At 57.4% G+C, this 12341-nt stretch carries 11 protein-coding genes; 6 read left to right on the top strand and 5 right to left on the bottom strand.

Annotated elements, in window-relative coordinates:
* Nucleotides 1-124 precede the first annotated feature (124 nt).
* The 4 genes from E6W33_RS17515 to E6W33_RS17500 form a co-directional block, all read right to left on the bottom strand.
* A complete protein-coding gene (locus E6W33_RS17515; protein WP_211097366.1) occupies nucleotides 125-2623 on the bottom strand; it encodes a discoidin domain-containing protein in 2499 nt (832 codons plus the stop codon).
* An 864-nt stretch (nucleotides 2624-3487) separates the two neighbouring features.
* The gene (locus E6W33_RS17510; RefSeq protein WP_136418605.1) at nucleotides 3488-3943 is read right to left on the bottom strand and encodes a cache domain-containing protein; all 456 of its coding nucleotides are present in this window, start codon (nucleotides 3941-3943) and stop codon (nucleotides 3488-3490) included.
* Nucleotides 3944-4446: 503 nt separating this feature from the next.
* Nucleotides 4447-5217 (bottom strand): fumarylacetoacetate hydrolase family protein, encoded by a 771-nt coding sequence (locus E6W33_RS17505; protein ID WP_136418604.1) that lies wholly within the window; start codon nucleotides 5215-5217, stop codon nucleotides 4447-4449.
* Nucleotides 5218-5341: 124 nt separating this feature from the next.
* On the bottom strand, nucleotides 5342-5839 hold the full coding sequence (locus tag E6W33_RS17500) for a carboxymuconolactone decarboxylase family protein (RefSeq protein WP_136418603.1): 498 nt from the start codon (nucleotides 5837-5839) through the stop codon (nucleotides 5342-5344).
* A gap of 486 nt (nucleotides 5840-6325) precedes the next feature.
* On the opposite strand from E6W33_RS17500, the gene E6W33_RS17495 reads away from it, so the two are divergent.
* The 6 genes from E6W33_RS17495 to E6W33_RS17470 all read left to right on the top strand — a co-directional run bounded on the left by E6W33_RS17495 (nucleotide 6326) and on the right by E6W33_RS17470 (nucleotide 11237).
* Complete coding sequence (locus tag E6W33_RS17495; RefSeq protein WP_211097365.1) at nucleotides 6326-6748, top strand: c-type cytochrome; 423 nt, start codon at nucleotides 6326-6328, stop codon at nucleotides 6746-6748.
* 569 nt (nucleotides 6749-7317) lie between these two features.
* Nucleotides 7318-7539 (top strand): hypothetical protein, encoded by a 222-nt coding sequence (locus E6W33_RS17490; RefSeq protein WP_136418602.1) that lies wholly within the window; start codon nucleotides 7318-7320, stop codon nucleotides 7537-7539.
* A gap of 255 nt (nucleotides 7540-7794) precedes the next feature.
* On the top strand, nucleotides 7795-9333 hold the full coding sequence (locus E6W33_RS17485) for a cellulase family glycosylhydrolase (protein ID WP_168798679.1): 1539 nt from the start codon (nucleotides 7795-7797) through the stop codon (nucleotides 9331-9333).
* 213 nt (nucleotides 9334-9546) lie between these two features.
* The gene (locus E6W33_RS17480; protein ID WP_136418600.1) at nucleotides 9547-10455 is read left to right on the top strand and encodes a succinylglutamate desuccinylase/aspartoacylase family protein; all 909 of its coding nucleotides are present in this window, start codon (nucleotides 9547-9549) and stop codon (nucleotides 10453-10455) included.
* A gap of 27 nt (nucleotides 10456-10482) precedes the next feature.
* Nucleotides 10483-10677, top strand: coding sequence for a hypothetical protein (locus E6W33_RS17475; RefSeq protein ID WP_136418599.1), 195 nt, complete (start codon nucleotides 10483-10485; stop codon nucleotides 10675-10677).
* Nucleotides 10678-10805: 128 nt separating this feature from the next.
* The gene (locus E6W33_RS17470) at nucleotides 10806-11237 is read left to right on the top strand and encodes a ProQ/FINO family protein (protein WP_136418598.1); all 432 of its coding nucleotides are present in this window, start codon (nucleotides 10806-10808) and stop codon (nucleotides 11235-11237) included.
* A 48-nt stretch (nucleotides 11238-11285) separates the two neighbouring features.
* Here the strand turns inward: E6W33_RS17470 and E6W33_RS17465 are convergent, their stop codons facing one another.
* Nucleotides 11286-12266, bottom strand: coding sequence for a chemotaxis protein (locus E6W33_RS17465; RefSeq protein WP_136418597.1), 981 nt, complete (start codon nucleotides 12264-12266; stop codon nucleotides 11286-11288).
* Nucleotides 12267-12341: the final 75 nt, after the last annotated feature.

Below are 12341 nucleotides of genomic sequence, written 5' to 3'. Positions count from 1 at the left end.
AAGAAAAGGGTGCGCGGAGCGCACCCTTTGGCTGCTGTTGTGCCGGTTCCTTACTTGTGTTTCATCCCGAGCACATTCTTGCCAGGCATCCCGGGATTGTTGCCACGGCCGACCTTGATGCCGTTCATGGCGTACACGGTAGTGCTGAGACGGAAGCGCATACAAACGGGGTGACCGCTTCCCAGAACGCGACTTCGAAGATCGAGTAACCATACCCCGAGCCGCGCTTGGTGCCGTTGATGCGCACGTACCTGCCGTTCGCGGCCAGTCCGCCGATCTCTTCAACGCCGCCAAGGCTGCCGGTCATGGTTTTCACGGTTGTCCATGCGGAAGCATCGTTCGACACCTGAATCTGATAATCCTTGCCGTACGCAGCTTCCCAGTTGATGCGCAGCCGCGAAATATTGATTGGCGCACCGAAATCGAAATAGATCCATTGCTGATCGCTGAACGTGCTCGACCATCTCGTGCCGGCGTTCTTGTCGATTGCTTTGTCGGGCCCCAGGGCGCCACTCTCTGATGAAGAAGCGACCGCCTGTCTCGGAATCAATCCTTTTTCTAGCACTGGAGACGATGACTGGGTTCCCCAGAAGGTGATTTCGTACATCGAGTACCCATACGGTGAGCCGCGCTTGACGCCCTTGATACGCAAGAACCTGCCTCTTGCGCTCAGCCCGCCGATTTCTTCGACGCCGCCCAAACCGCCGGTGACGGTTTTCACGGTAGTCCATGCAATCGTATCGTCCGACATCTGAATCTGATAATCCTTGCCGTATGCGGCTTCCCAGTTGATGCGCAGCCGTGAAATATTGACCGGCGCAACAAAATCGAAGTAGATCCATTGATCATCGGTGAAAGCGCTCGACCATCTCGTGCCGGGATTCTTGTCGATCGCTTTGTCGACCCCCAGGTTGCCGCTCTCGAATGATGAAGCGACTGCATTTCTGGGACTCAGCAATGTTTCGTATGCCGATACAAATGCCGGCGTTCCCCAGAATGCCACTTCGAACATGGAGTAGCCCCACGGCGTGCCACGCTTGGTGCCATTGATGCGCACGAACCTGCCATTCGCCGCCAGCCCGCCGATCTCTTCAACGCCGCCCGTACCGCCGGTGACGTTTCTCACGGTTGTCCATGCTTGTGCATCGTTCGACACCTGGATCTGGTAGTCCTTGCCGTATGCGGCTTCCCAGTTGATGCGCATGCGCGAGATATTGACCGGCGTGCCGAAATCGAAAAGGATCCATTGCTCATCGCTGAAAGCGCTCGACCATCTCGTCCCGCCATTCCTGTCGACCGCTTTGTCGGGTCCCAGGTCGTCACTCTCGGCCGATGAAGCAAAGGCGTATGCCGGACTCAGCAATGTTTCGGATACTGTTGACGCTGCCTGCTTTGCCCAGAAATTGATTTCCAATATCGAGTAACCATACCCTGTGCCGCGCCTGATACCGTTGATGCGCAGGTACCTGCCGTTGGCAGCGAGGCCGCCAATCTCATCGGCACCGCCCGTGCCGCCGGTCACGGTTTTCACGGTGGTCCACGCGGATGCATCATTCGACATCTGGATCTGATAATCCTTGCCGTATGCCAGTTCCCAGTTGATGCGCAAGCGCGAGATATTGACCGGCGTGCCAAAGTCGAAATAGATCCACTGCTGATCGCTGAAAGCGCTCGACCACCTCGTGTCGACATTCTTGTCGATCGCTTTTTCCGGCCCCAGGGCGTCACTCTCGGCAGTCGAGGCAATGGCGCGCATCGGCCTTATCTCGACCTCCGTTGAATCGGTTGACGCGGCACCGGCTGCACCGGGCAGCGACACATACAGCTGCCCGAGCTCCGTCAATTGTCCGTCTGCGCCCAGCAAATTGATATTGGGAATCTGCGGGTCCCTTCCGGAGAACCAGGAATACCGTGCGACCGCCGGCTCGCTCTCCAGATAATTGACCGCATCCGTCATGTATTTCTTCTGCACCGCCAGCGTAATCTGATCATGCGGCTTGTCGCCGCAGGAAAATTCCGTCAACCAGATCGGCTTGCCGTACTTCTTCATGCGCCCGATGTACCACTTGAGCGCCTCGACATCGCAGGCGTACCAGTGAACCGGAAGAAAATCGACCCGGCATCCCTGACAGGCCGCAAAAAAAGCGTCCAGATAAACAAAGGGATCGGTAAATGTCACACCGTTTTCGTAGACGCAATCCCCGCAAAAATTCACGGCCGGCGCACCGATTTGCAGACCCTTGATTTGCGCGACCTTTTCCACTGCCCACCACGCCGAAGCGGCCTGGGAGGGTGTTTTGTTGGCCTGCGCCTTGAAGTTGGGTTCGTTGAAACCCAGAAGGTATTTCGCGCCATCGGGAATGGCCGCCGCCAGCTGGTTCACATCCGGGTTCCCGCCCCAAATCATGGGGACAAATTCCACGCCGATGGACTTGTACGATCCGGCGACGCCGGCCTCCGGGCTGGGCGACCAGTTGTACCACCAGCTGACGCCCTTGGAGAGCGCCTTCATATCGGCGACGGAATGCCCGCCATACGCCACGCCTCTCTTGGCGGGAGCGCCGCCCGACAGGCCTGTAGCCGGGACCACCGTCGATTCCGCCGCGAATGTCGATGTATTCAATGTCGATGTATCGTCGCCCCGCGCGCTTTCTGCTCCTCCGCCACCACAGGCAACAAGACTCGATAGCAACAGGGCACTTCCTATTGCGGCGATATACTTTCTGAAGGTTCGAATAGACATTTTTTCTCCGCTAACTTGGAATGCGGGTCTGCTGAAGCGTGCAAACATGCAGCTGGAGTCTTCTCGCTTGTCAGGCGCGTGAGACCGATTGCGCTTCCATCGCCGCTGTGCCTTGTGTGGCACATGCCTGAAGAACGGTTCCGTCGCGCACTATTCTTCTCAGGCGCCTTCGCACAGGAAGAACAGACGGACAACTCTCACCGTTTCCGAACCAATAGATTGGATTTTTACCGCGGATCTACGTGATGCATTTGGCGAGGCTTGTTTCTTGAAAAGAGAAACCCCGTGGTGAATCGAAATCGCTGTTCAAAATGAACACCTGCCAAGCGATTGATTTGAAGAGCTGTACTGCGTGGAGTTGGGCGGTGTCAGGTCTTGCAATTAAAGCTGAATGTGAATTCAAGACTCGGCACTGTTCTTTCACAGTGCAAGGCCAGTGATCTACTACACCATTGACAAGGTTACACGGTAGAGCGTTACTGGCAATCGGTGGCGAGGTTCTGCAATCCGGCATATGCACGATTGCAGAGCCTGCCCCGCTTTTCTCAGCGCTCCGGTCAATGCAGGAATGCAGTGAGAAGGGATCTACCGCTGTCAACAGTAGCCCTTAAGTAGTACACTACAATACGTAAGGTGCGCTCTGCGCACCTGTTTAGTGATTGATTTTTTTACGCGAGAGTGCTGGACGTTGGGCGAGGAAATGGTGCGCGGAGCACATCCTGCGGCCGCTGTTGCGGCGATCCCTTACTTGTAGATGCCCGCGCCAACGATCAGGCCATCCACCTTCTCGACATAGCTCGATTTTGATTCGACTGCCTTGGTGATCGGATTGGGCCATTTGTAATCGACCCAGCCCTTGCCCTTGGCTTTCGAGACTTCGATGAAGCTTTTGATGATGTACCTTCCATCGTTGTCCTTCATCTCGAGCAGATTCTTGCCGACCATCTTGGGATTGTTGCCATGGGCGACGTTGTTGCCGTTCATGTCGTACACGAAAATGTAGAGGTCACGGTCATGGAATTGCGTGTTGGACGGATTGCCGAATTCAGCGAATGCCTTGTCCTTGCCGACTTCCTTCATGTAAGCCACGGCTTTTTTCACCATGGCCACCGCCTCGTCGGCGGATGCGCGCTCGGCTGCGGCTGTGACGCCGGCAGCGAGCATCAGCAGGGTGAATCCCAGTGCCTTGAATAGTTTCATGTCATCCCTCCTTGAATGTTGTGTTGATTGATATTCGCAGCAGGGGCCGCTGCGATCGCTGGAAGTATTGGGTATGCCGGTTTGGCGGGCAAGCGTGCAACTACGTAAAGCGTGGTACGTAGCAGCACGTACGTAGTGCAGAAGCCTTCGAAATATTCGCGGCTTGCTTTTACTGGAAATGAATAGTGCCGGACCAAGAATCGACTACGCCGCTGGCGACATTAGGCAATAGGACGGGACTGGTAGCTTGGTGCGAATTGCAGCCCAACCGTTCAGTCCCGTTGCCAACGCTCTCCCTTCGCTTGCTTCGCAATGATAGAAGGGTAGTGTGTGCCGCGCACATCGGTTCGGAGCGAGTGAAGCTTCAGCTTGGCGTGAAATAGCGCTCGGAGCGCATGCTTCGCTTGCTGACACCGTTCGCATATGTAGCGCAAATCTTTATCGAGTTTGCCCTATCTATATTGCGATATTGCCCTGATGTCAGACCAGGCGAGATGCGTCGATCATCGTTGCGAAAAACGCACCGTCAAATCGCCGAGCTCGCCATAGCGGATAGTTGCTTCCTGGCCGACAGGCAGATCGAAACTGCCAGCGTACGAGCCGGTAATCACCACCTGTCCCGCTTGCAAGCCAGACCCCTTACTGCGCAGGAATTCCGCCAGCCAGTACAGCGGCGCGCGCGGATCTGCGTTCGGATGACGACCGTCGAGCAATGCTTCATGCCCTGATTCAAGCGTCACGCGAATCGGCAACGTCGCAGCCGTCCGCGCCTTTTCTCCATCGACAGCCATGCCGATGAACAGTCCCTGATTGAGCAAGCCATCCGCAAGATTCTCCGCGAAAGACGCGCCGGCAGGATCGCGGTAACGGCTATCGATCAGCTCCAGTGCGAGACGCGTTTCTGCGATCGCCGCATCGACCTCCGCCGGTGTATAGGCGGCATCGCGCGCAGGCAGGTCCTTGCCGAGAATGAACGCCAGTTCCGGTTCGACACGGACATGCCTTGCGCGAACGATTGCCGGGCAATCCACTGCACCCTGGACGGTCACGGCGTAAATCGGCGCCATGACAATGCGATCCTCGGAAGGCGTGCCGCATTTCCATGCGCGCACCGCAACGCCGAGCTGCTCGGTGACGCCTGACTGGATCGCCAGCGCGGTGTCGACGTTCAGTGGCCGGCATGAGTCGGGCAGGCGAGGGCCCTGGTCGGCATTCCTGCGGCGTGCTGCAAGTATCGATGCCGCGCTGGAGACAGGCGAGGAGTTTTGGGACATGAATATCTTTGAATGAAAGCGACTGGCAGGTGGTGACGCGCTACCGAAGCGCGGCCCTCTACCGTTGACGACGTAGCTGACGGAGCTTCGATGATAACTCCGGTCGGGCTGCTTGCTCGCCCGCTCAAACAAGCCCGGCCTTGTCCAAGCCGAGTGCCTTGTCGCGTATGCCGGGCGGGGTGCGGAAGGCCACGTTAAGGCGGTTCCAGGCGTTGATGCCCATCACGCGGAAGGTCAGCGTTGAGAGTTCCTTCTCGCTGAATTGCTCGCGCAGTTCGGCATAGAGCTCGTCTGATATGCCGGTCGGCGCGATCTGGGTCAGCGCCTCGGTAAAGGCCAGCGCGGCGCGTTCCTTGGGCGTGAACAGCGGCGACTCGCGCCAGGTTGCCACGTGGTACAGACGCAGTTCGCGCTCGCCGTGCAGCTTGGCCTCCTTGACATGCATGTCAAGACAGAAGGCGCAGCCGTTCATTTGGGAGGCACGGATATCCACCAGATGGGACAGCCCCGGCTCAATGTGTCCGCTGTTGGTGATGGCCATGCTGAATTCCTGGAGCTTCTTGACCAGTTCGGGCGTCTGCTCGACGAAGTTCAGGCGGGGTTGGGCGTTGGTATGGCTCATGACGGTTCTCTTTCCTGTGAATGATGGAGATGTTGAGTTGATACGCTGGTTGTGGCTACATCCTCAAGACGATTCTGTTCCGCGCGGTGTGACATTGTCGCCGAAAAAAACTTCGCACGTCTCAACAGCACTGGAGACAACATGGACAAGCACTGCCTGACGCAAGCGGCGATTATTCACGCGTCGTCGCAGCAAATATGTAAACTGAGCAAGGCCTTGCAGTCATACAAATGTCGGATTGCAAGACCTTGCCGCGCGTGCCGGTTTGCAAGAAAAATTTGAGGAGGAGGCTCAGAATCTTCCCCCAAATATATTTACCCGAAGTTCCTCTTGGTGCATGCGGAAATAAAAAACGCTATCGGGAAAGTCAGGTTGCATGTTCCTCTATTTACGCTTCGATCCTTGATTCCCCGCAAACCGGCGAGGACTGCCACGGGCGTATAAATGGCATGTTCGATCGTCGTCGTTCAAGCCAAGGAGAACAAGATGAAGATGCATTCGGTAGCAGCATGGGTGTTGATGTCCATTGCCGGCGCAAGCGCTCCCGTTGTGTCGGCGGCAGACAAGATCGACCTCGGCAAGCGGGAGTACGAAAACAATTGCATCGGTTGTCATGGTGCCGACGGGAAAGGTGGTGCGTATGTCGACTTCCTCAAGAGCACACCGCCGGACCTGACACAGCTGTCAAAGAAAAATGGTGGTGTGTTTCCTGTGGAACGCGTGTACTCGATCATCGACGGCCGCCAGCCCGTCAAGAGCCATGGCACGGCGGACATGCCCATCTGGGGACGCGACTACCAGGCAAAAGCCGCGGAATATTTCTTCGATACGCCTTACGATCCCGAGCTGTTCGTGCGCCAGCGGATTCTTGCCCTCGTCGATTATCTGAATCGGATACAGGCGAAATAATCCGCATCGTCGGCGGCAATCCAGTGGTGGGTGCGCCCGCACACCGGTTCGGAGAAAGCCATTCCTGAGGAACGATAACGACGCACGAGGGAGAAATGGTGCGTGGAACGCACCCTGCGCTTGCTTGCGCAATCACGGCATTGGCACGGATTGACCACCGATTTCGTTCATGCGGTTCACCGTGCGACCGCCACGAGTGAACAAGCGCAATCCTGACCACCGGTTCTGCTCGCCTTAGGACGAGGCCTCGTCCTTGAAATGCCTGAAGACCTTCATCAAATCACTCATGTTTTCCTGCGTGAGCGCACGCCGATTCGAACTCGGCCTCATATACCAGTAGCAGTCTCTCAGTAAGTCATCGCCCCCGTCGTCCGGGTATACGCTTCCGGGCGATTCAAGCGGCCAAGCGCATCCATACGTCCTGTCCTCACACAAGGATCTTTTCCAGGTGCCGGAAGAGTTGAGGTTTGGAACTCTCAGGCAGGGTTTCGCCACTGATCGACGTCCCTTACCTGCCGAGGAATCGTTCCTCGGCCAGTGCGCATTGCCAGTGTTGCCATGGAGAGCAGATGGAAGAACTGATCAGATTCGCACGCCGCGTAGTACTGCGCTGGCAAATCCGGAGCCTTGTTCAACAGGCTGCATACATTGTTGAAGCACGCAGCCATGCGTTGATTCGGCTCAGGCAGATACGGCGCGAGCGGAGGATCAAACGAAAGGCCCTGATGATGTACAAGTCGCCCAACATGCGCAGAGCCGTGGACGAGGGGCGCGTTGTCGCCTTGCGTTGAATCTGTCGATATGTGGCGCGCAGCGGAAACGGTCTTGAAATCGTCCGCAAAAACAGAACTACCTGTCTTTGCGCCACTGATGTCTGCAAACGGAACACACGAGGCCGTGCCTGGCGGTGTTTCTCATAAAACCAATATCTTCGGAGTGGAAACATGAATCGGATAATCATTAAGGGCCTGATACTTGGATTGTCCATCAGCATATTGGCATCATGCGGTGGTGGCGGCAGTTCAGCCGACGTGCGAGCACCTTCCATGCAAACCGCGCTTTTGTCAGCAACAGACGTTTGCTTCGCGCCCTGGAAACAGACCAGCGTGTACGTCCATGGCCAGATCGTGTCGCAAAACGGCGTCAACTATGTTGCAAACTGGTGGAATCGCGGCCAGGACCCATCGACCAACAACGGTGGTCCGTATAGCGGAAAACCATGGACCGAAATCGGTTCCTGCAGCGGCACACAGGCGCCAACCACCCAGTGCCATGCCGCATGGGAGCACGATGCCATCTATCAGGATGGCGCGACCGTTGCCATCGATGGTGTGAACTACAAGGCAAATTGGTGGACCCAGGGACAGAATCCGTCAGATAACAGTGGTGGACCAGGCAGCGGTCAGCCTTGGACCGACCTCGGCTCCTGTTTCGCTGCGTCGTCACCGGCACCAATGCCGACGCCGACGCCGACGCCGACGCCGACGCCGACGCCGACGCCAACGCCAACGCCGACGCCGACGCCAACGCCGACACCAACACCAACGCCGACGCCGACGCCGACGCCAACACCAACACCACCACCGACACCGACACCGACACCGACACCGACACCGACGCCTGGAGATACACCAGTCGCGCAACATGGTCAGCTGCATGTCTGTGGCACGAAATTGTGCGACCAAAGCAATCAGACAATACAGTTACGGGGTATGAGCACACATGGTATCCAGTGGTATGGCTGGGGAGAAAACGGAAGCGGAAAATGCGTCAGCCCGGCATCGCTGGATGCCTTGGCCAATGACTTCAAGGCCGATCATTTGCGCATCTCGATGTACATCCAGGAAGGTGGCTATGAAACCGATCCCGCAGGCTTTACCGCGCAGGTCGACAAGATCATCGATGAAGTCACCAAACGGGGCATGTATGCGATCGTCGATTGGCATCAACTCAATCCCGGCAATCCCAACTACAACCTGGATCGCGCCAAGACCTTCTTCACACACATCGCGCAGAAGTATGGCAATCAGAAAAACATTATCTACGACATTGCGAACGAGCCGAACAGTGAAGGAGGCCCCGTAACCTGGGCAATGGTGCGTCAATATCACGAAGCCTTGATCCCCGTGATTCGCGCCTATGATCCGGATGCGGTGATTTTGGTCGGCACACCTGGCTGGGACACGTTCGGCTATTCGGACAACGGGAATGCGACGAGCTACATGGAGGTGGTCAACAATCCGGTACGTGCCGACAACATCATGTACACGTTCCACTTCTACGCCGCAAGCCATAAAGACAGCTATCGCAATGTGCTGTCGGCCGCGGCAGACGTGTTGCCGATATTCGTCACCGAGTTCGGGACCCAGCAAGCCAGCGGCGACGGCGCCAATGACTTCACAAGCTCCCAGCAATGGCTTGATCTGCTGGCACAGAAGCAGATCAGCTGGACGAACTGGAACTATTCCGATGACTTCCGTACCGGAGCGGCATGGAAATCAGGAGCGTGCGCCGGTGGCAATTTCGCGGCAAGCAACTTGAAAGAAGCAGGCGCCTGGGTGCGGAACAAGATTCGTACGCGATGATACGGCGGTCTTGAGCGGGTTTGGCAAAAGGGTGCGCGGGGCGCACCCTTGCTCGTCTCTTCGTCCGAGTGATGCTTAGCAGGCTGTTAGAACCATCACTTCCCCGTTGTTGTTCGATGATTCCTGCTTCGTCGCAGTTCCTTTCTATTGATTGAGCTTTGCAGCACGGCATGAGAGACTTCCTGTTCGCACTCTCTCAGTTTCCGAAATGTCATGACTGTAAAAACCGTCTTTCACCACGCCCTTGCACCCGGCAAGACGCTCGCCGTCATGGGCGGCGTGCACGGCAATGAATTCTGCGGGCCAGCCGCCATCACAAGACTGTTGTCCGATCTCGACAGCGGCATCGTTGCCCTGCAGCGCGGCACCCTGCAAGTGATGCCGGTTGCCAATCCGCGTGCCTACGCGCAAAAAACGCGTTTCGTCGAACGCAACCTGAACCGCTATCTCTACCCCAAGGAAGAGAAACGGCACTATGAGGATCATCTCGACCCCGTCGTCTGCGGCTTTCTTGATCGCGCCGACGTTCTGCTGGACCTGCATTCCTACGCCTCGCATGGCGGCCCCTTCGTTTTTCTCGGCGGGGCGCAATCAAGGCCGGAGGAGGTCGACTTTGCGCGCGCACTTGGGGTGCGTGATTTCGTCTGCGGCTGGGCCGCCGCGTTCGGCAGTGGCGGGAAGGGCGGCGACAAGGAATCGCAGGGCACGACCGAGTATGCGCGTGCCAACGGCGCGCTCGCGGTGACACTGGAATGCGGCCACCACCACAACGCCGATGCGGCCGACGTCGGGTATCGCGCCATTCTCCGCGCGCTGGCGCATTTGGACATGCTCGCTCCCGATTGCGAAGCGGCACGCTCGCTGGATGCAGGCGTGGCGCCCGAATCGCAACGTTGCGTCTGGATGAAAAGCGTCTTCTACAAGGAGGCGGAGGCCACCTTCGGCAAGCCATGGCAGCACTTCGATCGCGTGGCGCGCGGTGAAGCCATTGCAAGCGGCGCCAAAGGCGATCTCGTCGCGCCGGAGGACGGGCACATCATCCTGCCCAAGGCAAGCGCTGCAACGGGGGATGAATGGTTCTTTTTCGGCACTGCGGGTGCGTTTCCGTCAGCGGACGTGTGATTGCAGGACCCGACGCATAATCGCCGCATGAAACGCGTAAAACTTGAGCAGTTGCGGAAACAATTTCAGAGCGGCATCCTGATCGGCGCCGGTGTGCTGGTGTTCGGCGTTTTTGAAGGGAAGCCGGTGTTCTGGGTGCTTGGGCTGATTCTGCTGGGCGTATCGGCATTCCGGCTTAACAGGATTTCTCGCGTGCAGCCGGAAGACGACGAGGAAACGTGAAAGGGAAAACCAGGGCACACCGTTTGTCGCACGGATGGGCGGAGACACGCGAGGACTAATGCGACTCAATGGGTATGGCGTCACGTGGTATCCTCCCGCGTTGCGCCCTTTTCCGAACTCACGTGGCAATGAATACCGAATCTCCTGACATCACTTCCGGCACACCTTCGCTTCCGGCTGCGCGCCGCCTGCTTCGCGACATCGAAAAACGCTTTCCGGTGATTGGCGAATACAAGCCGCTTGCGATTGGCATCGACAAGCAGCTTTTTGCGGCGATGCCGGAACTTGAAAAAAAGCTGGCGCGGATCGCGTTAAGCCTGCATACGAACAGCACCCCATACCTGAAGGGTATGTTGAAAGGGATGAGTCGCTTCAATCTCGATGGCACGCCGGCCGGCGACCTGGAAGAGGCGCATCGCAAGCACGCCTCGGACACGCTGCGCGAGCGTTTCAAGGTGGCCGCGCAGAAGAAGCGCGCAAAAGAGGAAGAAGAAAAAGCGCAGCACGAGCGCGCGGAAAAGCTGCAGAAGCTGGCAGAAAAGTTCTCTCCGCGTCGCTGACCCTGCTGACCGCTTTCCGCCGGGAATATCCACGCAATGTGGAGCGCGTTACACCGGCAAGGACGAGCGTTCCTGCAGCACTTGATTCAATGTGTGCGCAAGCTCGTCCATATGGAACTTGGATACATAAGCATCCGCACCGACGCTTTTCGCATGCGCTTCCGTTGCCGTTCCGGTCAGCGAGGAATAGATCACTACAGGAAGCGACTGCAATTTCGCATGCGTCTTGATATTTCGCGTCAGGGTGAAACCATCCATTTCCGGCATCTCCAGATCGGTCAGTACCAGGGCCACCTTGTCACCGATCGCGCAATTCTCCGCTTCCGCCTGCCTGGTCAGCGCAAGGAGCTGTTCCCATGCTTCGCGTCCGGTTCTGGCTACGACAAGCGACGCGCCCAGTGAGGTCAGCTCTTCCTCGATCAGCGTGCGGGCAACCGCAGAATCGTCCGCGGCAAGAATCGCCGCACCGGGCTTGATCGGCAGCGCGGTCAGTTTTGTCCTGGATGAATCAGCAGAGCGCGGTGACATGCTACGCGTGATGGCTTCCACATCCAGCACCTGCACCAGCCTGGACGAGGTCTGTTCGCCATCCAGGCGGGCAATGCTGGTCACCATCCCATTGTTCCCCGCGTTTGCCTCGGCGGCCAGCACCTGGCTCCAGTCGAGATGTACGATGTCCTCCACAGCTTCCACGGCGAACGCCTGCGTATGACGGGCAAATTCCGTCACGAGGAGAATGTTCAAACCGGTTTTTGGCTTGCAGCCAACGACGGCCGGCAAGTCAATGACCGGAATGACCTGGCCTCGCAAATTGACCACGCCCATCATGTGCGGCATGGTACCGATCATCTCGGTGATCGGCATCATCGGCGCGATTTCGCGGATCTTGAATACGTTGATGCCGTAGAGGGCCGGCGGTGAATCCGCATCCGCACAGCCCAGGCGGAACAACAGCATTTCGAACTGGCTGGCGCCGGCGCTGCCTGCGCGGTCAGGCGCATCTTGATCGTGAGAGCGGAATTCAGTCATTGGATGGGGCGATGATGGTTGATGGACTTCAATCATCAGATGATCGCCCGGCCGGGAAAAATATGAAATAGCCAA

It is taken from the genome of Herbaspirillum sp. ST 5-3, from assembly GCF_004804275.1.
Lineage (GTDB): Bacteria > Pseudomonadota > Gammaproteobacteria > Burkholderiales > Burkholderiaceae_D > Noviherbaspirillum.
Note: the sequence above shows the minus strand (reverse complement) of the source record. Positions and strands in the feature narration are given on the sequence as shown.

What these genes read in the sequence shown, in the direction of transcription:
- E6W33_RS17510 (WP_136418605.1), bottom strand. Translation starts at nt 3,943, where the DNA reads ATGAAACTATTCAAGGCACTGGGATTCACCCTGCTGATGCTCGCTGCC.
- E6W33_RS17495 (WP_211097365.1), top strand. Translation starts at nt 6,326, where the DNA reads ATGAAGATGCATTCGGTAGCAGCATGGGTGTTGATGTCCATTGCCGGC.
- E6W33_RS17505 (WP_136418604.1), bottom strand. Translation starts at nt 5,217, where the DNA reads ATGTCCCAAAACTCCTCGCCTGTCTCCAGCGCGGCATCGATACTTGCA.
- E6W33_RS17490 (WP_136418602.1), top strand. Translation starts at nt 7,318, where the DNA reads ATGGAAGAACTGATCAGATTCGCACGCCGCGTAGTACTGCGCTGGCAA.
- E6W33_RS17470 (WP_136418598.1), top strand. Translation starts at nt 10,806, where the DNA reads ATGAATACCGAATCTCCTGACATCACTTCCGGCACACCTTCGCTTCCG.
- E6W33_RS17500 (WP_136418603.1), bottom strand. Translation starts at nt 5,839, where the DNA reads ATGAGCCATACCAACGCCCAACCCCGCCTGAACTTCGTCGAGCAGACG.
- E6W33_RS17485 (WP_168798679.1), top strand. Translation starts at nt 7,795, where the DNA reads ATGCAAACCGCGCTTTTGTCAGCAACAGACGTTTGCTTCGCGCCCTGG.
- E6W33_RS17475 (WP_136418599.1), top strand. Translation starts at nt 10,483, where the DNA reads ATGAAACGCGTAAAACTTGAGCAGTTGCGGAAACAATTTCAGAGCGGC.
- E6W33_RS17480 (WP_136418600.1), top strand. Translation starts at nt 9,547, where the DNA reads ATGACTGTAAAAACCGTCTTTCACCACGCCCTTGCACCCGGCAAGACG.
- E6W33_RS17465 (WP_136418597.1), bottom strand. Translation starts at nt 12,266, where the DNA reads ATGACTGAATTCCGCTCTCACGATCAAGATGCGCCTGACCGCGCAGGC.